The 20,694-nt window shown below is 61.9% G+C and carries 23 protein-coding genes; 5 read left to right on the top strand and 18 right to left on the bottom strand.

Annotated elements, in window-relative coordinates; translation table 11 throughout:
- The first annotated feature begins 71 nt into the window (after positions 1 to 71).
- Positions 72 to 1,160, top strand: a complete 1,089-nt coding sequence (gene hrcA / locus GGD53_RS18215) for a heat-inducible transcriptional repressor HrcA (RefSeq protein ID WP_064800429.1) — start codon at positions 72 to 74, stop codon at positions 1,158 to 1,160.
- Positions 1,161 to 1,270: 110 nt separating this feature from the next.
- A complete protein-coding gene (gene grpE / locus GGD53_RS18220; protein WP_184458067.1) occupies positions 1,271 to 1,906 on the top strand; it encodes a nucleotide exchange factor GrpE in 636 nt (211 codons plus the stop codon).
- Positions 1,907 to 1,945: 39 nt separating this feature from the next.
- Here grpE and GGD53_RS18225 read toward each other — a convergent pair whose 3' ends face one another.
- A complete protein-coding gene (locus tag GGD53_RS18225) occupies positions 1,946 to 2,890 on the bottom strand; it encodes a nucleoside hydrolase (protein WP_184458069.1) in 945 nt (314 codons plus the stop codon).
- Positions 2,891 to 3,170: 280 nt separating this feature from the next.
- Between GGD53_RS18225 and GGD53_RS18230 the strand changes: the two genes are divergently transcribed.
- Positions 3,171 to 3,596, top strand: coding sequence for an Hsp20 family protein (locus GGD53_RS18230; RefSeq protein ID WP_184458071.1), 426 nt, complete (start codon positions 3,171 to 3,173; stop codon positions 3,594 to 3,596).
- Between the two features lie 47 nt (positions 3,597 to 3,643).
- Positions 3,644 to 3,901: a DUF1150 family protein gene (locus GGD53_RS18235; RefSeq protein ID WP_008524631.1), complete on the top strand. Its 258-nt coding sequence runs from the start codon at positions 3,644 to 3,646 to the stop codon at positions 3,899 to 3,901.
- Positions 3,902 to 4,242: 341 nt separating this feature from the next.
- Here the strand turns inward: GGD53_RS18235 and trmB are convergent, their stop codons facing one another.
- The 16 genes from trmB to GGD53_RS18315 all read right to left on the bottom strand — a co-directional run bounded on the left by trmB (position 4,243) and on the right by GGD53_RS18315 (position 18,269).
- Positions 4,243 to 4,944, bottom strand: coding sequence for a tRNA (guanine(46)-N(7))-methyltransferase TrmB (trmB, locus tag GGD53_RS18240; protein WP_184458073.1), 702 nt, complete (start codon positions 4,942 to 4,944; stop codon positions 4,243 to 4,245).
- On the bottom strand, positions 4,941 to 6,194 hold the full coding sequence (gene metK, locus GGD53_RS18245; protein ID WP_184458075.1) for a methionine adenosyltransferase: 1,254 nt from the start codon (positions 6,192 to 6,194) through the stop codon (positions 4,941 to 4,943). Before metK ends, trmB begins: the two co-directional genes overlap by 4 nt.
- 179 nt (positions 6,195 to 6,373) lie before the next feature.
- Positions 6,374 to 6,793: a helix-turn-helix domain-containing protein gene (locus GGD53_RS18250; protein ID WP_011423753.1), complete on the bottom strand. Its 420-nt coding sequence runs from the start codon at positions 6,791 to 6,793 to the stop codon at positions 6,374 to 6,376.
- 160 nt (positions 6,794 to 6,953) lie between these two features.
- Complete coding sequence (lnt, locus tag GGD53_RS18255; RefSeq protein ID WP_184458077.1) at positions 6,954 to 8,546, bottom strand: apolipoprotein N-acyltransferase; 1,593 nt, start codon at positions 8,544 to 8,546, stop codon at positions 6,954 to 6,956.
- 111 nt (positions 8,547 to 8,657) lie between these two features.
- Positions 8,658 to 9,803, bottom strand: coding sequence for a hemolysin family protein (locus GGD53_RS18260; RefSeq protein ID WP_184458079.1), 1,146 nt, complete (start codon positions 9,801 to 9,803; stop codon positions 8,658 to 8,660).
- The gene (gene ybeY / locus GGD53_RS18265; protein WP_184458081.1) at positions 9,800 to 10,315 is read right to left on the bottom strand and encodes an rRNA maturation RNase YbeY; all 516 of its coding nucleotides are present in this window, start codon (positions 10,313 to 10,315) and stop codon (positions 9,800 to 9,802) included. Before ybeY ends, GGD53_RS18260 begins: the two co-directional genes overlap by 4 nt.
- Positions 10,315 to 11,367, bottom strand: a complete 1,053-nt coding sequence (locus GGD53_RS18270; RefSeq protein ID WP_064800439.1) for a PhoH family protein — start codon at positions 11,365 to 11,367, stop codon at positions 10,315 to 10,317. Before GGD53_RS18270 ends, ybeY begins: the two co-directional genes overlap by 1 nt.
- 18 nt (positions 11,368 to 11,385) lie before the next feature.
- The gene (gene miaB / locus GGD53_RS18275; RefSeq protein ID WP_184458083.1) at positions 11,386 to 12,795 is read right to left on the bottom strand and encodes a tRNA (N6-isopentenyl adenosine(37)-C2)-methylthiotransferase MiaB; all 1,410 of its coding nucleotides are present in this window, start codon (positions 12,793 to 12,795) and stop codon (positions 11,386 to 11,388) included.
- Between the two features lie 49 nt (positions 12,796 to 12,844).
- A complete protein-coding gene (locus GGD53_RS18280) occupies positions 12,845 to 13,642 on the bottom strand; it encodes a lysophospholipid acyltransferase family protein (protein WP_184458085.1) in 798 nt (265 codons plus the stop codon).
- Between the two features lie 27 nt (positions 13,643 to 13,669).
- Positions 13,670 to 14,098 carry a Fur family transcriptional regulator gene (locus GGD53_RS18285; RefSeq protein WP_184458087.1) on the bottom strand — a complete coding sequence of 143 codons (429 nt, stop codon included), beginning with the start codon at positions 14,096 to 14,098 and terminating at the stop codon, positions 13,670 to 13,672.
- Between the two features lie 82 nt (positions 14,099 to 14,180).
- Entirely contained in the window at positions 14,181 to 14,675 is a 495-nt protein-coding gene (locus GGD53_RS18290; RefSeq protein WP_184458089.1) for a GNAT family N-acetyltransferase, read from the bottom strand.
- Positions 14,676 to 14,677: 2 nt separating this feature from the next.
- A complete protein-coding gene (tsaB, locus tag GGD53_RS18295; RefSeq protein WP_184458091.1) occupies positions 14,678 to 15,340 on the bottom strand; it encodes a tRNA (adenosine(37)-N6)-threonylcarbamoyltransferase complex dimerization subunit type 1 TsaB in 663 nt (220 codons plus the stop codon).
- Between the two features lie 89 nt (positions 15,341 to 15,429).
- A complete protein-coding gene (locus GGD53_RS18300) occupies positions 15,430 to 15,996 on the bottom strand; it encodes a NifU family protein (RefSeq protein WP_184458094.1) in 567 nt (188 codons plus the stop codon).
- 109 nt (positions 15,997 to 16,105) lie between these two features.
- Positions 16,106 to 16,597 (bottom strand): universal stress protein, encoded by a 492-nt coding sequence (locus GGD53_RS18305; RefSeq protein WP_011423764.1) that lies wholly within the window; start codon positions 16,595 to 16,597, stop codon positions 16,106 to 16,108.
- Positions 16,598 to 16,709: 112 nt separating this feature from the next.
- Complete coding sequence (gene trpS, locus GGD53_RS18310) at positions 16,710 to 17,774, bottom strand: tryptophan--tRNA ligase (protein ID WP_184458096.1); 1,065 nt, start codon at positions 17,772 to 17,774, stop codon at positions 16,710 to 16,712.
- A gap of 87 nt (positions 17,775 to 17,861) precedes the next feature.
- Positions 17,862 to 18,269, bottom strand: a complete 408-nt coding sequence (locus GGD53_RS18315; RefSeq protein WP_184458098.1) for a VOC family protein — start codon at positions 18,267 to 18,269, stop codon at positions 17,862 to 17,864.
- Between the two features lie 187 nt (positions 18,270 to 18,456).
- Between GGD53_RS18315 and GGD53_RS18320 the strand changes: the two genes are divergently transcribed.
- The gene (locus tag GGD53_RS18320; RefSeq protein ID WP_184458100.1) at positions 18,457 to 18,885 is read left to right on the top strand and encodes a YcbK family protein; all 429 of its coding nucleotides are present in this window, start codon (positions 18,457 to 18,459) and stop codon (positions 18,883 to 18,885) included.
- A gap of 221 nt (positions 18,886 to 19,106) precedes the next feature.
- On the opposite strand, the gene murJ is transcribed toward GGD53_RS18320, so the two are convergent.
- Positions 19,107 to 20,684: a murein biosynthesis integral membrane protein MurJ gene (gene murJ, locus GGD53_RS18325; RefSeq protein ID WP_184458102.1), complete on the bottom strand. Its 1,578-nt coding sequence runs from the start codon at positions 20,682 to 20,684 to the stop codon at positions 19,107 to 19,109.
- Positions 20,685 to 20,694: the final 10 nt, after the last annotated feature.

Genomic DNA, 20,694 nt, shown 5'->3' on the forward strand with positions numbered 1-20,694 from the left:
TTCCCTTTTGCCACGGGTGCGAGTTTGACTATATTTTCGGGAGCATCATCAGCGTGGGTTTGAAAAGGTTCATGGGCATCAGGTCGACGTCGGTTTCGGATGCCGTTGCTGCACTGGACGAGCGCTCCAGAGAAATTTTCCGCCGCATCGTCGAAGGCTATCTCGAAAGCGGCGAGCCGCTCGGCTCGCGCAATCTGTCGCGACTGCTGCCGATGTCGCTGTCGCCGGCCTCGGTGCGCAACGTCATGAGCGATCTCGAAGAGCTCGGTCTCATCTATTCCCCGCATGTCAGCGCCGGCCGGCTGCCGACCCAGATCGGGCTGCGCTTCTTCGTCGATGCCTTCATGCAGATCGGCGATCTCTCCGCCGAGGAGCGCGCCAATATCGATCGCCAGGTGCGGGCCGAAAGCGGCGGCAATCCGGTGGAATCGATGATGAACGAAGCGAGCCGCATGCTCTCCGGCATCTCGCGCGGGGCCGGCCTCGTCATCACCTCGAAAAGTGATCCGGTGCTGAAACATGTCGAGTTCATCCGGCTTGAACCGACAAAGGCGCTCGCCGTGCTCGTCGGCGATCACGATCAGGTGGAAAACCGTATCATCGAACTGCCGGCGGGCGTCACCTCCTCGCAGCTGACGGAGGCGGCGAATTTCCTCAACGCGCACATGTCCGGCCAGACGCTGCCGGAGCTGCGCAAACAGTTAAGCCGGCTGAAGGATGATGTCCGTCACGAACTCGATGCGCTCTCGCGCGATCTTGTCGAGCGCGGCATCGCCGTCTGGGCTGGCAGCCCGGACGAGGGAAAGCCCGCCCAGCTGATCATCCGCGGCCGCGCCAACCTGCTCGAAGGCCTCGCCGGCGCCGAAGATCTCGACCGGCTGCGCATGCTGTTCGACGATCTCGAAAAGAAGGACAGCCTGATCGAGCTTCTCAACCTGGCCGAAAGCGGTTCAGGCGTGCGCATCTTCATCGGTTCGGAAAACAAGCTCTTCTCTCTGTCCGGCTCGTCGCTCATCGTCGCGCCCTATCGCGACGATGACGACCGGATCGTCGGCGCGGTCGGCGTCATCGGCCCGACGCGGCTCAATTATTCCCGCATTGTGCCGATGGTGGACTACACCGCCCAGCTCGTCTCCCGCCTGTCGCGCAATCCGCTTTGACGTCATCACTGACGAAGCCGCGGAATTTTCGCTTCTTCGTCACGCAGACTTGATTTTTTCCGGTCAAACCTCGATATCGGGCGCATCTGAAATACCAACCGGAGACCGTCATGACCGATGAAACGACGAAAAACGGACCTGACGCAACTGCGGCCAACGCCGCAGCCGACGCTGCCGTCAACGTCGAAACTGCCACTGTCGGGCAGGAGGAGGCAAACCAGCCGGATCCGCTCGACCTCCTGAAGGCCGAGAATACCGAGCTGCGTGACCGCTATCTGCGCCTTGCCGCCGAGATGGATAATCTGCGCCGCCGCACCGAGCGCGAGGTCAAGGATGCAAAATCCTATTCCGTCGCCGGTTTCGCCCGCGACATGCTCGCCGTCTCGGACAATTTGCGCCGGGCGCTGGACGCCATCTCTCCGGAGACCAAGGCCACGGCCGATGCCGGCCTCACCACCCTGATCGAAGGTGTGGAGATGACCGAGCGCTCGATGCTCTCGGCGCTGGAGCGCCACGGCGTTCGCAAGCTGGAGCCGGTTGGCCAGAAATTCGATCCGAATTTTCATCAGGCGATGTTCGAGGTGCCGAACTCCGAAGTGCCGAACAATACCGTCGTCCAGGTCGTGCAGGCCGGCTTCACCATCGGCGAACGCGTCCTACGGCCGGCTATGGTCGGCGTTGCCAAGGGCGGCCCGAAGCCGGTCGAGGCCGAAATCAATTCCGTCTTCGACGAGAAGGACGCCTGAGGTCGTTTTCCTTCTCCGCCTCGGAGAAGGAAAGAAAAATCAGATGCGGGCGAAGCGTTCGATCAGCAGATCGAAGAAGCCGTCCGCATCGACATGACGCATGACCTTGGCGTTGCGCTTGCGCTCGGTCACATGCCACCAGTCGACGACGGTCATCCCGACGGTGAGTTCGGACCGGATCTCGATCTCGACATTGCAGTCGCGGCCCTGGAAAAGCTCTGGTTTCAAGAGATAGGCCACGACCGTGGGGTCGTGCAGCGGCCCGCCATCAGAACCGTATTTCTCGATATCGAAGCGTTCGAAGAATTCCAACATCTCGACCATGGCCTTAACAGGCGCCGTGCCGATCTCGGCCATGCGTTTGACCCGGTCCTTGCGCGTCAGCAACTGATGCGTCACGTCGAGTGGCATCATCACGATCGGCACGCCTGAACGGAAGACGATGTCGGCGGCTTCGGGGTCGACATAGATGTTGAATTCGGCGGCCGGCGTAATATTGCCGCCCTCGAAGAAGCCGCCGCCCATCATGACCAGCTCGCGAATGCGGGCAATGATGTCGGGCGCCTTCTGGAAGGCCATGCCGATATTGGTGAGCGGCCCGAGCGTGCAGAGCGTCACCGTGCCTTCCGGCTCGCGGCGCAGCGTCTCGATGATGAAATCGACGGAGTGGCCGGGCTGCAGCGCCATCGTCGGTTCGGGCAGAACAGGGCCGTCGAGGCCGGTCTTGCCGTGCACATGTTCTGCAGTCACCAGCTTGCGGGCGATCGGCTTGTCGGCGCCGGTGAAAACCTTCACATCCGTGCGGCCGCAGAGCTCGCAGACGATGCGCGCGTTGCGGCTGGTGAATGACAGCGGCACGTTGCCGGCGACCGTCGTGATCCCCAGCACCTCGAGCTCATCGGGGCTTCCGAAAGCCAGCATGATGGCGGCCGCGTCATCCTGGCCGGGATCCGTGTCGATGATGATCTTTCTCGCGCTTGCCATTCCAATCGTCCCGTTCTCGCCATGCCGCTTGTTCCGGCAGACACAATCTCTTAATTCCCCGTCACAAATCGGCACATTCCGCGCGGGCATGTTTTGATGCGAGGCAGCAGGTCCTTTGTCAAGCAAGGAGGCGGGCGCCGGCATTCGAAAAGTGAGAGAGGTTTGAATCGGGAGAGTCGCGTGCGCCTTGCAGCGCCGTGATCATGCCCCCATATTATCGGCATCCGGATGCTGCGCTTGAGGTCCGGGATGGTCGCTTGCATCAAGGACTTGAAAAGAGATGAGCCGCATTACCCCTTTCGCCAGCCCCCTGCTTCTGGGCTTCGACGCCATGGAAAAAACGCTGGAGCGCATTTCCAAAGCGAGCGACGGATACCCGCCTTACAACATCGAACGCATCGCCGCCGACAGCGGCGCCCCCGAACGTCTGCGCATCACCCTTGCCGTTGCCGGTTTCAGCGAGGAGGAGCTCGATGTCTCCACCGAGGAGAACCAGCTTGTGATCCGCGGCCGTCAGGTGGAGCAGGGCGAGCGGGATTATCTTTATCGCGGCATTGCCTCCCGCCAGTTCCAGCGCACCTTCGTGCTGGCCGACGGCATGCAGGTCCTCGGCGCCGGCCTGAAGAACGGTCTGCTCTCCGTCGATCTAATTCGTCCGGAACCGGCGCGCATGGTCAAGAAAATTAACATTTCGGTCTCACAGTAGCACAACGGTTTCCAGAACCGTTGGTCCCTTCTCCCGGAGGAACAGGAATGTTGATGAAAGAAGCCACGTCTCACTTGACCAAATCCGAGCTTGCCCACATCGGCAACGGCGAGGTCGCCTACATCAGAAAGATGCGCACCGAAGAGGTCGCCAAGTGCTTCCCAGAGGCGCCGGATATCGATCCGAACGTCGATCTCTGGGCACTGTTCGGCGCCGACGGCACGCCGATCCTTTTGACGGACAACCGCTCCAGCACCTTCTTCAAGGCCGCCGAAGACGAATTGAAGACGGTCAGCCTGCACTGACGTCAAACGCACTGAGTGCTATGAAAAGCGAAATGCCATCAGGCATTTGCAGCTATACTGCAAATAGACTGGTCGTCGTTGGCACCGTGCCGTGTGGCTCCCTCATCCGGCCCTTCGGGCCACCTTCTCCCCGCTGGGGAGAAGAGGGGAGCAAGGCGCGCCGATACTGGCCAACGAACCCACCTGTTCATACGCACTCCATCCAACGGGGTCGATCGAGAAGCGGCATTCTCCCTCTTCTCCCCAGCGGGGAGAAGGTGGCCCGCAGGGTCGGATGAGGGGGCCGCACGGCACGCCTTCACTATCGCCTTCAATTGCTTCCAGCGCAGTGTTCGCCGAATTCAGATCTTGCTGAAGGTCAGATAGGCTGACGACCGGCCCTCGCGGCGCGCCTTCGCCTCGTAGCGCGTGCTCGGCCAGCCCTCATAGGGGGTCAGCCAATCCGCCGCGTTTTCTGCCATCCAGTCGAAGCCGCCATGGTCGCGGCATTTGAGCAGCGTCCAGTTCACATAGGTGTCGATGTCGGAGGCGAAGCAGAAAAGGCCGCCGGGCTTCAGCACGCGGTGAAAGCGGTCGAGATTGGTCTTCGAGACGAAGCGGCGCTTCCAGTGCTTCCGCTTCGGCCAGGGATCGGGATAGAGCAGATCGATCTGGTCGAGCGCGCCATCTGGCAGCCAGTCGAGCAGTTGCGTCGCATCGTCATTATAGACGCGAATATTGGAGGCGCCGGTCTCGCCGATACGCGACAAAAGCTTTTGCATCGAATTGACGAAGGGTTCGACGCCGATAAAACCGGTCGAAGGTCTCTCCAGCGCCCGATGGATCAGGTGTTCGCCGCCGCCGAAACCGATTTCCAGCCGCAATGTCGTGACCGGAATCGGGAAGAGGGATGTCAGCGGCTCCGGGGGAGCCGCCGAGAGATCGATGAGGAATGCCGGGAGCAGGCTGTTCAGCGTTTCCGCCTGCTGTTCGCGCAGGGCCTTTCCCTTGCGGCGACCGAAAAAGGCTTCGGTCGCTCGTCCCCGGCGTTCCATATCCGTCATGCAGCGACCTTGGTCTTGACGGCTTCCTTGAGCGCCTTGACGAGGTCGGTGCGCTCCCAGGAGAATGAGCCGTCACGGCCGGCCTTGCGGCCGAAATGGCCATAGGCCGAGGTCTTGGCGTAGATCGGCTTGTTGAGGTCGAGGTGACGGCGGATGCCCGACGGCGACAGGTCCATGTTCTGGCGGATCGCCGCTTCAACCTGGTCTTCCGACACACCCTTGCCGGTGCCGTGCAGGTCGACATAGATCGACAGCGGCTGCGCGACGCCGATGGCGTAGGAGAGCTGGATCGTGCAGCGGTCGGCGAGGCCGGCGGCGACGACGTTCTTGGCGAGGTAGCGGGCGGCATAGGCAGCCGAACGGTCGACCTTGGTCGTGTCCTTGCCGGAGAATGCACCACCGCCATGCGGAGCCGCACCGCCATAGGTGTCGACGATGATCTTGCGGCCGGTCAGGCCTGCATCGCCGTCCGGTCCGCCGATGACGAACTTGCCGGTGGGATTGATGTACCACTTGCAATCCTCGGCGATCTTCAGCTCGCCGAGCGCCTCGCGGATATAGGGTTCGACGACGGCGCGGACTTTCTTGGAATCCCAGCTCTCATCGAGATGCTGGGTCGAAAGTACGATCGAGGTCGCTTCCGAGGGTTTGCCGTCGACGTAACGCACGGTCACCTGGCTCTTGGCGTCGGGGCCGAGCTTGGCGACTTCACCGTCGCCCTTCTTGCGGGCGGCGGCCAGCAGCTGCAGGATCCTGTGAGAATAATAGATTGGAGCCGGCATCAGGTCCGGCGTTTCCTTGCAGGCGTAACCGAACATGATGCCCTGGTCGCCGGCTCCCTCGTCGCCCTGCTGGTCGGCGGCGCTGTCGACGCCCTGGGCGATATCGGCCGACTGCGAGTGCAGCAGCACGTCGATCTTTGCCTTCTTCCAGTGGAAGCCGTCCTGTTCGTAGCCGATATCCTTGATGGCGCGGCGAGCAGCGGCTTTGAACTTCGAGGGATTGATGACGTCCTTGCCATCTTTGTCCTTCTTCATCAGGCTCGGCGGCAGGCGGACCTCGCCGGCGATGACGACGCGGTTGGTCGTCGCCAGCGTTTCGCAGGCAATGCGCACGCCCCACGGATTGACGCCGGTCTTGGCCGCTTCGCGGTAGACCAGATCGACGATCTCGTCGGAGATGCGGTCACACACTTTGTCCGGATGACCTTCGGCAACAGATTCGCTGGTAAAGAGATAATTCGCGCGCATTCCGGGATTCCCCTCAAAGAATAAAAGCCAGCTAGTAGGTACTCAGTTCGAGCGCCGATGACAAGCGCACAAGGACATAAATATATCTTTATATCAGTGGTGAGGTGACAAATTTTGCCCGAAAAAGACAAAAAAAGCGGCCTTTCGACCGCCTTTCCTATTTTGCAATGAGAGCTGGATCAGTCAGCGTCGGCTTCGGCAGCGAGCGCCTTGACCAGTTCCACGACCTTGCGGCGAACCTTGGGATCGGAAATCTTCACGAAGGCGCGGTTGAGCTGCAGGCCCTCCGAGGAGGAGAGGAAGTCTACGACGTAATTCGAGCTGGAGGCTTCGGCCATGCCGCCGGCGGCGCCAGCATGTTCGCCGGGCGCATCCTCGAAGAAGAAGGAGACCGGAACATTGAGGATGCTCGAGATGTTCTGCAGACGGCTTGCGCCGACACGGTTGGTGCCCTTCTCGTATTTCTGGATCTGCTGGAAGGTGATGCCGAGGCTTTCGCCAAGCTTTTCCTGGCTCATGCCCAACATCGTTCGGCGAAGGCGAATGCGGCTGCCAACATGGATGTCGATCGGATTCGGTTTCTTCTTATTTTCAATCATGGTCGTGCCCTAGCTACGAATTTCTGTTTCCAACCGGCATGCCCCTGATCCATCCCAAAACGCCACGTTGCAAGCGGTGGGGAAACCACCTTCAAGCAAACGTTAACAACGCCGATTGTCATCACTATGCAATTTTAGGGGTTTTTGGTCAATTCAACCCTCAAATAAAACCTTTGCGAGAAATTAGCGCAATCAGCATCAACAGTGCTTCGGTCAACCAGAAGTATGTCTGAAGGGGGTATGTGGTTCCGAACCCATTGCCGAACCCATCAACAGTTGCATCAATGAAGCCGGTCTCACCAAGATCGAGGCCTGCGATGATTTCCCCATGCGCGTTCACGAGTGCCGATATGCCGTTGTTGGCGTCGCGAATCAGCGGCAGGCCGGTCTCGATTGCCCGCACCCGCGCCTGCTGGAAATGCTGGTAGGGCCCGGGCGTGATGCCGAACCATGCATCGTTGGTGAGGTTGAGGAGCGCGTTGGCATCCACGATGTCGCCGGTCATTTCGCCCGGAAAGATGATCTCATAGCAGATCAGCGGGTAGAGATTGAGGCCGCCGGGCAGCGCCAGAAGGTGCCGGCTTGCTGCGGCCGAAAAGCCGCCTGGTATCTCGACGACATTCTGGATACCGAGTTCGGTGAGGATTTCCTCGAAGGGCAGATATTCGCCGAAAGGCACGAGATGCACCTTGTCGGAGGCGGCGATGATCTGGCCGCGGCCGTCGATCACATAGATGGAATTGTAGTAGCGCACCGGGGTGCCAGGCCCCATCTCCTCGGCGCGCACCGCGCCGGCGATCAGGATCTGATCGTCGTCGAGCGTATCGGCGATCCGCGTCAACGCATCCTGGTTGTCGGTGAGGATGAAGGGGATCGAGGTTTCCGGCCAGACGATGATGTTGGGTTTGCGTCCGCCGTTTCTGGGCGCTTCGGCGGAAAGCTTCAGATGGGTCTCGAAGATCGCATTGCGGTCGGCGTCGTTGTCCATCTTCGCCGCCTGGTCGATGGCCGGCTGCACCAGCCGCACCACCGGCCGCTTGTCTTCGGGTAAGGACTGCGGCCGCGGCGCCAGATAAAGGGCATAGGCGCCGTAACCGAGATGGGCGGCAAACAGCAGGATGGCGAGCGCAATTCCAGGCTTCGCGCCCTGTCGCGTCCCGATCAGCGCCGGGGCGGAAAAGACGAAGACGGCAAGTGTCGTCACCCCCATCGCACCGATCACATGCGCCGACTGCATCATCAGCGGAACGGGCATCAGGCCGTAACCGATGGCATTCCAGGGAAAGCCGGTGAGGATCACGCTTCGAAGCCATTCCATCAGGCCGAAGCCGGCCGCCAGCGCGGCGATCCGTCCCATGCCGTCGGACCAGACGATCCGGGCAAGGGCAGTCGCCAGCCCATAGAAGACCGCAAGGCCGGCCGGCAGCCCGAGGACTGCCAGGGGCAGTGCCCAGGCAAATTCCTCCGAATCGACCAGCAAGGCATGACCGATCCACCAAAGGCCGGCGACGAAATAGCCGAAGCCGAACAGCCAGCCGACGGCAAAGGCCGGCCATAGCCTGCCGATCAGGCCGCTTTCAGGAGAAGCTGCCGTCCCGTCGAGCAGCCAGACGAGCAGCGTGAAGGAGAGGAACATCGCCGCGAAAAAACCGAAAGGCGGCAGCGCCAGAGCGGCGAATGCTCCAGCGGCGACGGCCAGCAACGACCGTTTTAACCCCCAGACGAGGATAACCCTGTCCGCAAGCCGCTCCATGCGCACTCCCATCAAACCGCGAATCAACCCATTCGCAGTCTTTCAAAAAAGCGGCTCTTTGTCCTGTTCCCGCATCGGCCCGAAAGGCAATTCCGATTTCCGTACCGATGCCTAGTTGGTGGTCGATTCAGCCGACCGGTCGTCGCCGGTCTCGGATCCGGGTGTGATGTCGCCAGCCTCCTTGGCGCGGCGGCGGATCGCGTGGCGCTTGCGGGTGATGCGCAGCCGCTTGATGCGGCGCGGATCGGCGTCGAGGATATGGAATTCGAAGTTCGGCAGGGCCTGGACGACTTCGCCGCGGACGGGGATGCGGCCGAGCGCGGAGAAGATCAGCCCGCCCAGCGTGTCGACCTCGTCGACCTGTTCGCTGATGTCGAAATCCGGTCCGATCGCTTCGGCGATCTCTTCCAGCTCGACACGGGCGTCGGCGACGAAGACGTCTTCGGCGACGCGCTTGAACATCACCTCTTCGTCGTCATGTTCGTCGTCGATGTCGCCGACCACCATTTCGACGATGTCCTCGTGCGAGGCGAGACCGTCGGTGCCGCCATATTCGTCGATGACGAGCGCCATCTGCGTACGGTTCACCTGCATCCGGCGCAAGAGGTCGGAGGCCAGCATCGACGGCGGCACGAACAGGATCTTGCGGATGATGCCGGCCTCGGCCAGCGTCTTCTGCAGGTCGACCCGGGCAAGATCGAAATTCGGCTTGGTCGAGCGCGGCGGCTTCTGGATGTTCTCCGGCGCGACTTCGATCGCCGGCGCTGCAGCGGCCGGCTTTGCCGGGCCGCGGCGCTTGTTGCGCGCCTGCTTGGCGACATAGGAGAGCAGGTCGCGGATATGCACCATGCCGCGCGGGTCGTCGAGCGTATCGGCATAAACAGGCATGCGCGAGCGGCCGGATTCCTCGAACAGGATCATCAGCTCGCCGATGGTGATGTTCTGGTCCACCGCCTCGATATCGGCGCGCGGCACCATCACGTCGGCGACGCGCACCTCGCGAAAGCGCAGGATATTGTGCAGCATTGCCCGCTCGTCGGGCGAAAAAGCGTCGTCGCCGGCCGCATCGGTCATCAGCGCATCGGCAAGATCCTCGCGCAGTCGCGAGCCCTGCTGCGGGCGGAGAATGCGGGCGGCGCGCGACCAGAAGGATTGGGATCGGCCGGATGGCCGACTACTACTGCCGACCTCATCCGAAGAAGAGGATGATTCGGAGTCCTTGGCGTCTGCCGCCGGCTTCGTCGTAAAGTCGCTCATGGTTCCATTTTAAGGTCTTGACCCTCGTAGGGATCAGATAGGCCGAGCTGCGCCAAAATGCGAGTCTCCAGCCCCTCCATAATTTCGGCTTCGGCATTATTCATATGGTCGTAGCCGAGAAGATGCAAGAAACCGTGCACCAGAAGATGGGTCAGGTGGTCGTCAAAACTCTTTTCGAGTTCCTGGGCTTCCCGCTCCACCGTCTCCCGGGCGATGATGATGTCGCCGAGCATCGGCCCGGGCAGCTTGCCGCGCTGAACCGGAAAGGCCGGGAAGGAGAGGACATTGGTCGGCTTGTCCTTGCCGCGCCATTCGGCATTGATGTCCTGGATCGAGGCATCGTCGGTAAAGACCAGCGAAACCTCCGGCGGCATCTTCGGGAAAGGCTGCTTCTCATTGTCGCGCAGATAGACCGCGGCGGCCCCGAGCACGCGCTCGCAAAAGACCAGCAGCGTTTCCTCGCCGGGCCAGCCGATGTCCTCGATGCTGATCTGGATATCGAGTTCGGCCATTAGCCCTGCCGACCGACGTCTTCGGCTTCGACAAGATAGGTGGCGTCATAGGCTCTGACGATGCGGCCGACCAGCGGATGACGCACGACGTCGGTGTCCTTGAAGCGCACGATCGAGATGCCCTCGACGCCGTTCAGCAGCTCCAGGGCCTCGACGAGGCCGGATTTGACGCCGCGCGGCAGGTCGATCTGGCTCGGGTCGCCGGTGACGATCATACGGGCATTTTCGCCGAGACGCGTCAGGAACATCTTCATCTGCATCGACGTCGTATTCTGCGCTTCGTCGAGGATGATCGCGGCGTTGGCGAGCGTACGGCCGCGCATGAAGGCGAGCGGGGCAATCTCGATGACGCCGGCGGTGATCGCCCGATCGACCTTGTCGGCGGGGATCATGTCATAGAGCGCGTCATAGAGCGGCCGAAGATAGGGGTCGACCTTTTCCTTCATGTCGCCGGGCAGGAAGCCGAGGCGCTCACCGGCCTCGACGGCCGGGCGCGACAGGATGATCTTTTCGACCGCGCCGCGCTCCAGCATCTGGGCGGCATGGGCGACGGCGAGATAGGTCTTGCCGGTGCCGGCCGGGCCGACGCCGAAGACGAGCTCGGCGCGCTCCAGCGCCCTGATGTAGGCGTCCTGCGTCGGCGTGCGGGCGATGATCGTCTTCTTGCGCGTCGAAATCTGCGCCATCGTCAGCTTGGCCTTGCGCTCCATGGTGGGAAGGCTGAGCTGATCGTCGGCGGCGACCGCCATGCGGATTGCGCCCTCGACGTCGGATCGTTCCACGCTGCCGCCTTTCTGAAGCTTTTCATAGAGATAATCGAGGGTGCGCCGCGCCTGGTTGGTGGTCACGACATCGCCCGATATGACGACGGAATTGCCGCGCGCCCGTGCATCGATGTTCAGCCGCTCCTCGAGCAGCTTTAGGTTCTGGTCGAACTGGCCGAAGAGTTCGCTGGCGAACCGATTGTTCTCGAACGTCAGGACGAAGTGATTGGTGTCGCTCGGCGTGCGGGGGTGGCGCGGTGAAGAAGAAACCAATTCTTGTCCGTTCAAGCGGTCGGGCTCCTTGGGTTAGACCGCAGCCTCTGCGCGTTCGGCAAACAGGCTGTTCGTTCCGGTTCCGGTGATTCGCACCTTGATAATGTCACCGATTTGCGATGCTTTTGCATCAACATTCACGGATTGAAGCCAGGGAGAACGTCCGATCAGCTGTCCCGGCATGCGGCCGGGCTTTTCGAGCAGCAGATCGATCTCCTTGCCGATGCAGGATTCGGCAAATTCCTGCTGCTGCTTCAAAAGCAGCGCTTGCAGGCGTTCCAGCCGTTCTGCCTTGATCTCTTCCGGCACCTGGTCCTTCAGTTCCGCGCCGGGTGTGCCCGGCCGAGTCGAGTATTTGAACGAGAAGGCTTGCGCATAGCGCACCTCCTCCACAAGTCTGAGTGTATCCTCAAAATCCTTGTCTGTCTCCCCCGGAAAACCGGTGATGAAATCGCCCGACAGCGCGATATCGGGCCGCACTGCGCGGATGCGTTCGATCAGGCTGAGATATTCGGCCGCCGTATGACGCCGGTTCATCGCTTTGAGGATCCGGTCGGAGCCCGATTGCACCGGCAGGTGCAGGTAGGGCATCAGCGCCCGGAGGTCGCGATGGGCCTCGATCAGCCGGTCGTCCATGTCGCGCGGATGGCTTGTGGTATAACGCAGCCGCGCCAGGCCGGGGACCTCGGCAAGGCGGTAGAGCAGGTCGCCGAGGCTCCAGGCCTCGCCTCGCGGTCCGGCACCATGCCAGGCATTGACGTTCTGGCCGAGCAAGGTGATTTCGCGCACTCCGGCTTCGGCGAGCTTTTCGGCCTCCTCGACGATCTGCGAGACCGGCCGCGACACTTCCGAGCCGCGCGTATAGGGCACCACGCAGAAGGTGCAGAACTTGTCGCAGCCCTCCTGCACCGTCAGGAAGGCGGTGACGCCGCGGGCGCGGATCTTGCGGCTCTCGGCAATCGGCAGATGCTCGAACTTGTCCTCGATCGCGTATTCAGTATCGACGACCCGCTGGCCCTCTTTGGCCCGGCGCAACGCCTCCGGCAGGCGGTGATAGGTCTGCGGGCCGATGACGACGTCGACAGCCGGCGCCCGGCGCAGGATCTCCTCACCTTCGGCCTGGGCGACGCAGCCGGTAACGCCGATCATCATCTCCCGGCCGTCGGCTGCTTTCTTCTTTTTCATCTCGCGCAGCCGTCCGAGCGCCGAATAGACCTTCTCCGCCGCCTTCTCTCTGATATGACAGGTGTTGAGCAGAACGAGATCCGCCTGTTCCATGTCTTCGGTCGGTTCGTAGCCGTCGCGGGCAAGAGCATCGCTCATGCGCGTGGAATCATAGACGTTCATCTGACAGCCATAGGTCTTGATGAAGACCTTGCGGCTGTTGCTGCCGTCGCGGAGAGAAACCTCCGGGGCCTGAAGAAGGGCGTTATCCTGTGTCATGGCGCGCTATTTAGTGGTTTTTGCCGCCCGAGAAAAGAGACCTCTCGGCTTAGCCGATATCGCGACCGCGCAGGCTTGTGTTGAGAAGGCTGCGGATGCGCGAGGCGATCGTCGCGCTCACCTCCTTGCGATTGCTGTCGGCGCGGTATTCCACCGCCTCGCCGAAGGAAACCTCCGCATCGATTGCGCCGCATCTGAGAATGTCGATCAGATGCGGCAGGAGCTCGATATCCCCCGGCCAGGCGGCGAGCGGCCGGTGGTAGCGTCCCATCGGAATGCCATGCACCCTGGTATAGGCAACGGCCACCGGCTGCACCACGACGGTTCCCGTCGGCGAATAAGGCACCGCCATCGCGGCAGCGCCGAACAGCGACGACTTGACCTCCAGCAACCGGTTGCCGTCTGAGGTCGTGCCCTCCGGAAAAAGCACGACAATTTCCCCGTCGGCCATGCGCCCGGCGATTTCATTTGCCTGATGGCCGGTCTTGCGCCTCTCCTCGCGCACGACAAAGACGCTCTTCTGCAGCTTGGCGAGGGTGCCGAAGATCGGCCAGTCGCTGACCTCGATCTTGGCGATGAAGGCGACGTCGGCGACGGCCGACATGACCATGATGTCAAGCCAGGACGAATGGTTGGAGCAGAGCATCAGCGGCCGGCGGTCTTCCAGCCTGCCCGTCACCCGGATGCGGAGGCCGAGACAATAACAGATGATACGGTGCCAGACGCGCGGAAGTCTGCGGCGCAGCCGCCAGTCGAAACGCAGGGCCAACACCTGCAGCGGCATGAGCGCGATGCTGACGGCAAGGATGACGACCGCAGCGAAGGCAATGCGCAGCCAGGCGATCAAATGCGGCACTCCCGGGCTGCCATCGCTTCAGAGATCTTCCTTCTTCAACGGAATGCCGTAGAGTTCCAGGCGGTGGTCGACCAGCTGGAAGCCGTGCTCGCGGGCGATGCGCTCCTGCAGCGCCTCGATCTCAGGCGAACGGAATTCGATGACCTTGCCGGTCTTCAGGTCGATGAGATGATCATGATGCTCTTCCGGCACCGTTTCGTAGCGCGAGCGCCCGTCGCGGAAGTCGTGGCGGGCGATGATGCCGGCATCTTCGAACAGTTTGACGGTGCGATAGACTGTAGAGATCGATATCTTCGCATCGACCTTCACCGAACGGCGGTAAAGCTCTTCGACGTCAGGATGGTCTTCCGACTCTTCGAGGATGCGTGCGATCACGCGGCGCTGCTCGGTCATGCGCATGCCGCGTTCGGCGCAAAGCTCCTCAAGGGTCTTGGCTACATCGGTCATGGCCGCCTCTAGAGATATTCGTGTTTCCGCAATGCCTGCACGGCGTTCGTGCCGGTGCGGATGTTATCTTTCTGCCACGGAACTATCGAAGAACGCGCTTCATGACAAGCGCCGTGGAACGGGCGCCGTTTTCCTGCTTGTAGTAGCCCTGGCGCTCGCCGACCTTTTCAAAGCCGAGCTTGCGGTAGAGGCCGAGCGCCGCCGTATTGCCGCTGTCGACCTCGAGAAACATGCTCTCGCCGCCACGCACCCGCGCCTCGCGCATCGCCGCCTGCATCAGCCGCCAGCCCAGCCCGGCGCGGGCGACCTTCGCCTGCACGGCAATCGTGAGGATCTCGGCCTCGCCGGCGACTTGGCGGGCAAGAATAAAGCCGGGAAGCGGCTTTTTCAGGATGGCATTGGTCTGGCGCGCGACGAAGCCGAAAACAGTCTCCTGCGACAGCAGGCTGTGGAACTCGCCGTCGCCCCAGGGCCGGGCGAAACGCTCGCCATGTAAGACGGCGACGTCGCGGCAATCCTCGCGCTCCATGGCGATGATCTCGAATTCCGGCTTCAGCGTCAGATAGGCTTCCAGCATGGTTACACTCGTCGCGCAATCGCATATCCGGCCTGCGGCTTGGCATCCGGTCCGCGCAGATAAAGGGGCTTGGGCTTTCCGGCATCGGCAGGGGCGGCAGCCCCCAGACGCGCGACAATCGAAATCGGAAAGACGTTGGGGTGATCGCCACCGGCGCCGGCCTTCAGGAGCGGCGTTGCCGAACCGGTGATTTCACCATCGAAGCCGGCGGCGACAATCTGGGCCTCGGCGACGCTTGCCGCCCGCGGCTGATCGAGCGGGGAACCATCGGCTGCGAAGGACTGGAGATAGATTTCGTCGCGCTTGGCGTCCATCGCCGCCAGCACGGCGCGGCCGGGCGTCTTCTCACGCTGGGCTGATGCCATCACCGCGAGCGTGGTGACGCCGACGACGGGCACATTAAGGGAAAGCGCAAAACCGCGGGCCGCGGCAACGCCGACGCGGATACCGGTAAAGGAGCCGGGGCCGATGGTGACGGCGAGGCGGTCGATCTGAGAAAGTGTCACTCCCGCCTGATCCAGTGCGCGATCGATGATCCCGATTAGATGTTCAGCATGCCCCTTGCCGATCATGTCCGATGCCTCCCCCAGCACCGTATTCCTGCCGCTGTCATAAACGGCGGCAGCGCAATCCACACCTGCCGTGTCGAGCGCCAGAACGATCATGCCATCAATTTCCGAATAAACTGTTTGTCGCCTAACCATAAACCGTCCGACCGAACCTGAGATGAACGGTCGGAGCGAATTCGAAATTCTTAAGCGGCAATCACTTCCTGCACTTCGGGAACGAAATGGCGCAGCAGGTTCTGGACGCCGTGCTTCAGCGTCGCCGTCGAAGACGGGCAGCCGGAGCAGGAGCCTTTCATGTTCAGATAGACCTTGCCGTCCTTGAAGCCGCGGAAGGTGATGTCGCCGCCGTCCTGGGCGACGGCCGGGCGCACGCGGGTCTCCAGAAGCTCCTTGATGGTCAGCACGATCGATTCGTCGCCTTCATCAAAGAACTCGTCGCCGGCATCGACGTCCTCGGAAAGGATGGAAGCGTCCCCCATGACCGGCTTGCCGGACATGAAATGCTCCATGATCGAGCCAAGGATAGCCGGCTTAAGATGCTGCCATTCGGCGTTGTCCTTGGAAACGGAAATGAAATCATAGCCGAAATAGACGCCGGTGACCCCAGGAATTTCGAACAGGCGGGCGGCGAGCGGCGAGGCTTCAGCCTCTTCGGCGCTGCGGAACTCGGCGGTGCCGTTTTCCATGACGACCTTGCCCGGCAGGAACTTCTGTGTGGCGGGGTTCGGTGTGGCTTCGGTCTGAATGAACATCTGGCTCTCCATGCGACAGGCTCGAGACCTCGGCCGTCTTTAGAATTCTTCAAAAGAAGATAAGCCCATTGCCTGGCCTAATCAAGAGACTTGTACTCAAGAAATAGGCTCAGCAGAGGGCGTCGATTTCCTCGTTGGTCAGTGTATCCGGCAGGACGGTGACCGGGATCGGAAACGCCGCCGCGCGTCCGGCGACCGACGAAACCAACGGTCCCGGGCCTTCCTTTGCCGAGCCGGCGGCAAGAACGAGGATCGCCACATCGCGGTCTTCCTCGATCACGGCGTTGATCTGCTCGGCGGCACTGCCTTCACGGATGACGACCTCAGGCTCGATGCCGATCGTCTCGCGGACGATCTGGGCGATCTTGGCAACCGTTGCCTCGGCTTCCTCGCGGGCCTCGGCCCGCATGATCTCCTCGACGCCGAGCCATTGCTGGAAATCGCCGTTGGGGATCACATAGAGCAGCACCAGGCCGCCATTGGAGTTCTTCGCGCGCCGCCCGGCATAATGAACGGCGCGCTGGCATTCGGGTGTCCCGTCGATCACCGCCATGAATTTGCGGCGGTGACCTTCGAGCCGTGAGAGTCGCTTCGATACCATGGCGCGGACTCTGACACCCGAAGCGGAAAAATTGCAAGCGCAGTTTTTTGGCGCCTCGCGCTCTGAAGGAGATCCCCTTCTCCACCCAGAAGGGCAGAAGAGGAGATCTGCCTCAGTAGAGGAAGCCGATGACGTCGCGTACCTGGCTCATCGTCACTTCAGCACGGGCTCTCGCCCGTTCGCTGCCCTTGCGCAGGATCGCGTCGATATGGCTGGTATCGTCCATCAGCCGACGCATCTCGCCGGTGATCGGCGCCAGCACATGGATGGCGAGATCGACCAGCGCCGGCTTGAAAACGGAGAATTGCTGACCGCCGAATTCGGCCAGAACCTCGCCCTTCGATTTGTCGGCGAGCGCGGCATAGATCGCCACCAGATTGTCGGCTTCCGGCCGGCCCTGCAGCCCGTCCACCTCGCTCGGCAAACCGTCCGGATCTGTCTTGGCCTTGCGGATCTTCTTCGAGATCGCCTCCTCGTCGTCCATCAGATTTATGCGCGAAAGGTCGGAGGGATCGGATTTCGACATTTTCTTGGTGCCGTCGCGCAGTGACATCACGCGCGGCGCCGGTCCGCCGATCAAGGGTTCGACCATGGGGAAATAGGCATGCACCGGCTCGTCGCCGACGGTGATGTCGATGCCGTAGCCGCTCTTGCGAATGTGCTCGGCATAATCGAGGTTGAACTTCATCGCGATGTCGCGGGCAAGCTCCAGATGCTGCTTCTGGTCCTCGCCAACAGGCACATGAGTGGCGCGATAGGCGAGAATATCGGCGGCCATCAGGCTCGGATAGGCGTAAAGACCGAGCGAAGCCTGCTCGCGGTCCTTGCCGGCCTTGTCCTTGAACTGCGTCATGCGGTTCATCCAACCGATGCGGGCGACACAGTTGAAGATCCAGGCGAGTTCCGCATGTTGCGGCACGGCCGACTGATTGAAGACGATGTGCTTTTCCGGATCGATGCCGGCGGCGATGAAGGCGGCGGCGATCGAGCGCGTCTGGCTCGGCATGTCCTCGTGCACCAGCTGGGCGGTGAGCGCATGCATGTCGACGACGCAATAGATGCAGTCATTGCCTTCCTGCAGCGCCACGAAGCGGCGGATGGCACCGAGATAATTGCCGAGATGCAGATTGCCGGTCGGCTGTACGCCGGAGAATACGAGTTTCTTGAATTCGCTCATGTCGTCCTCAGTAGGCTGGTGGAGGGCCCCAGGGCTTCCCGCCCATGTTGCTAACGCCGCGGCTTATGCACGGGCGGCCGGTCGCAATCAAGAGGTTCGGGCTGCAGCATGCTGGATCAGGTCGAAGGTGTTGCCGTAAGGATCCGCAAAGACGGCGACCGTGCCGTAGACCTCATGCCTGGGCTCCTCCTGAAAGCGCACGCCGGCCGCAAGCAGGGCGGCATGATCGCGGGCGAAATCGTCGGTCTTCAGGAAGAAGCCGACGCGGCCACCCGTCTGGTTGCCGATCGCCGCCCGCTGCGTCTGGTTTGCCGCCTGCGCCAGCAGAAAGGCGGCGCCATCTCCGCCTTTCGGCTTCACCACCACCCAGCGTTTGCCCCCCGGCTGGGGCTCGTCCTGAAGGCAATCGAAACCGAGGGTGCCGCAATAGAAGCCTTTGGCGCGGTCGTAATCGTCGACGACGAGCGTGACGAGAAAAAGAGACTGGACGGTCATGTGATCTCCCATGTTTGGATGTTTATTCCATCTAGAACGCGAAGGACGCTCACTTTTAAGCCGAATTGATCAGCGTCCTTAGTTCAAACTGAGTATAAAATTTCACAGAAAAGCTTTTATTGAACTGAAAATCCTCTCCGCACACTGGCGGCCCGTCAGTCGCCAGGCGAACCGCCCGGAGGGGACCATGCAGAACACCCGTTTGCTCGCCATGGCAGGCCTTTTCGCCCTACAATCCGCAACCGGCGCCGTCGGTCAAGACAGCAAGAGACCGGCCATTCACCTTCCCAAGCATGAGGCGCGTCTCGCCTATGCGGTCCAGACCGTCAGCGTGCGCGCCGGCTGTTTTCCAGAGCGCCTGCGAGCGATCCTCTCGCATATCGCCGCAAAGACCGGACGCCGCCCGATCGTCACCTCCGGCCTCCGGCCACATCCCCGCCGTCATGGCTCCCTGCATGGAAAATGCCTGGCGGCCGATATCAGGGTGCCGGGCCTCTCGGAACGAACAATCATTGCTGCCGCCAAGACAGCTCCAGGCATCGGTGGCATCGGCAGCTATTGCAACGGCATCATTCATGTCGATGTCGGCCCGCAACGGCGATGGGTCGATTGTTAAGCGAGAGAGGAAGGTGTGTGCGGGGTGTGTGCCACGGCTGTCGGTTCCGACCGCCTAAAACCCCTCCCCAACCCATCCCCACAAGGGGGAGGGGCTTGAATGCCGCGCCGACCTTATTCCTTTGACCGTCTCATCCGCAGAAGCGTTGATGTTTGACGTGGGGCGGTGCCGCGCAGAGCCCCTCCCCCTTGTAGGGAGGGGTGTTAACCCGTGGCTCGACCTCACCCTTCCGTCTTCACCGGCTTGCGGTTCAGGTTGCGCCTTATCATGGCGAGATCCGCCCCGCCGATCAGGAAGGCGGCGGCGAAATAGATGAGCATGGCGATGGCTATCAGCAGCCCCAGCGTACCGACCTTGCTCAGAAGCGGCGCGCCGGAGGCGAGCCACGGCGCCCAATAGTGCTTGAGGAAGACGATCGCCGCGCCCATGACGGCCGAGGCGACGATCAGCAGGGCGGCGCGTTTTGCCAGCGCCCATTCCCATGTCAGATGGCCGCGGCGCAGAAGCGTGGTGAACAGCAGAAGCGTGCTGATCCAGCCGGCGGTGGCTTCGGCGACGGCGATGCCGGGCGCGCCCATAACGGGGAAGAGGGTCAGCGCCGTCACGCAGTTGGTCCCCACTGCGATCGCCGAGAAGCGCATCGGCGTCTTGGTGTCCTCGCGGGCATAAAAGCCCGGCTGCAGCGCCTTGATCAGCACGAAGGCCGGCAGGCCGATCCCGTAAATCGCCAGGATCGAGCCGACGACGGCGGTGTTTTCCTGATGGAAGGCGCCGCGCTCGTAGAGCACGCGGATGATTTCGTCGGAGAGTATCCAGAGCGCGAAAGCGGCGGGGATGGTCAGGAACAGCACGAATTCGATGGAGCGGTTCTGCAGGTTTGCCGCTTCGCGTAGCGCCCCGCCCTTCAGCGCCCGGGCCAGCTCCGGCAGCAGCACGACGCCGACAGCGACGCCGACGACGCCGAGCGGCAGCTGATAGATGCGGTCGGCATATTGCAGGGCGGCGATCGCGCCGTCACGGGAGGAGGCGATCGCCTGGCCGATCAGCTGGTTGATCTGGGTGATGCCGCCGGTGACGGCGGCCGGCACCGCGAGGATCAGCAGCCGCTTGACATTCGGCGTCATCTTCGGAAAGCGGAGGCCGATGCTCATGCCGGCCGCCAGCACGCCGATATAGACGACGGCGAGCTGCAGCACCCCGGCGGCAAGAACGCCCCAGGAGAGATACCAGGCCGTCGCGAGCGGATCGGCGCCGGTATAGAGCGAATAAAACAGCGCACCGATCATCACCACGTTGAGGAAGACGGGGGCGATGGCGGCGGCAAAGAAATGATGCAGCGAATTCAGCATGCCGCTCATCATCGCCGTCAGCGACATGCACATCAGATAGGGAAACATCACGGCCGCCATGCGGATCGTGATCGAGAATTTCTCGGCATCGTCGGCAAAACCCGGCGCGATGATGAAGCGCACCAAGAGCGGCATGGCAAGCTCCATCACGATGGTGATGAGGAGCAGCACCGAAAACAAGACGCCGAAGACTTCTTCCGAAAAGCGCTTGGCGCCGTCCGTGCCGTTCGCCTCGATTTCCTTGGCAAAGAGCGGCACGAAGGCGGCGTTGAAGGCGCCTTCGGCAAACAGCCGGCGGAAGAGGTTCGGAAAACGGAAGGCGGCGTAGAAGACGTCGGCCATCGGTCCGGTGCCGAGCGCCGCCGCCATCAGCGTTTCACGGGCGAAACCGAAGATCCGGCTGCCGAGAGTGGCGCCGCCGACGGTCGCGAATTTCTTGACGAGGCTCATGCTTTGGGGC

The organism is Rhizobium aethiopicum, from assembly GCF_014197535.1.
Lineage (GTDB): Bacteria > Pseudomonadota > Alphaproteobacteria > Rhizobiales > Rhizobiaceae > Rhizobium > Rhizobium aethiopicum_A.

Coding starts and splice junctions, on each gene's coding strand:
- hrcA (WP_064800429.1), top strand. CDS start 72: ATGGGCATCAGGTCGACGTCGGTTTCGGATGCCGTTGCTGCACTGGAC.
- grpE (WP_184458067.1), top strand. CDS start 1,271: ATGACCGATGAAACGACGAAAAACGGACCTGACGCAACTGCGGCCAAC.
- GGD53_RS18225 (WP_184458069.1), bottom strand. CDS start 2,890: ATGGCAAGCGCGAGAAAGATCATCATCGACACGGATCCCGGCCAGGAT.
- GGD53_RS18230 (WP_184458071.1), top strand. CDS start 3,171: ATGAGCCGCATTACCCCTTTCGCCAGCCCCCTGCTTCTGGGCTTCGAC.
- GGD53_RS18235 (WP_008524631.1), top strand. CDS start 3,644: ATGTTGATGAAAGAAGCCACGTCTCACTTGACCAAATCCGAGCTTGCC.
- trmB (WP_184458073.1), bottom strand. CDS start 4,944: ATGACGGATATGGAACGCCGGGGACGAGCGACCGAAGCCTTTTTCGGT.
- metK (WP_184458075.1), bottom strand. CDS start 6,194: ATGCGCGCGAATTATCTCTTTACCAGCGAATCTGTTGCCGAAGGTCAT.
- GGD53_RS18250 (WP_011423753.1), bottom strand. CDS start 6,793: ATGATTGAAAATAAGAAGAAACCGAATCCGATCGACATCCATGTTGGC.
- lnt (WP_184458077.1), bottom strand. CDS start 8,546: ATGGAGCGGCTTGCGGACAGGGTTATCCTCGTCTGGGGGTTAAAACGG.
- GGD53_RS18260 (WP_184458079.1), bottom strand. CDS start 9,803: ATGAGCGACTTTACGACGAAGCCGGCGGCAGACGCCAAGGACTCCGAA.
- ybeY (WP_184458081.1), bottom strand. CDS start 10,315: ATGGCCGAACTCGATATCCAGATCAGCATCGAGGACATCGGCTGGCCC.
- miaB (WP_184458083.1), bottom strand. CDS start 12,795: ATGACACAGGATAACGCCCTTCTTCAGGCCCCGGAGGTTTCTCTCCGC.
- GGD53_RS18285 (WP_184458087.1), bottom strand. CDS start 14,098: ATGACCGATGTAGCCAAGACCCTTGAGGAGCTTTGCGCCGAACGCGGC.
- GGD53_RS18290 (WP_184458089.1), bottom strand. CDS start 14,675: ATGCTGGAAGCCTATCTGACGCTGAAGCCGGAATTCGAGATCATCGCC.
- tsaB (WP_184458091.1), bottom strand. CDS start 15,340: ATGATCGTTCTGGCGCTCGACACGGCAGGTGTGGATTGCGCTGCCGCC.
- GGD53_RS18300 (WP_184458094.1), bottom strand. CDS start 15,996: ATGTTCATTCAGACCGAAGCCACACCGAACCCCGCCACACAGAAGTTC.
- GGD53_RS18305 (WP_011423764.1), bottom strand. CDS start 16,597: ATGGTATCGAAGCGACTCTCACGGCTCGAAGGTCACCGCCGCAAATTC.
- trpS (WP_184458096.1), bottom strand. CDS start 17,774: ATGAGCGAATTCAAGAAACTCGTATTCTCCGGCGTACAGCCGACCGGC.
- GGD53_RS18315 (WP_184458098.1), bottom strand. CDS start 18,269: ATGACCGTCCAGTCTCTTTTTCTCGTCACGCTCGTCGTCGACGATTAC.
- GGD53_RS18320 (WP_184458100.1), top strand. CDS start 18,457: ATGCAGAACACCCGTTTGCTCGCCATGGCAGGCCTTTTCGCCCTACAA.
- murJ (WP_184458102.1), bottom strand. CDS start 20,684: ATGAGCCTCGTCAAGAAATTCGCGACCGTCGGCGGCGCCACTCTCGGC.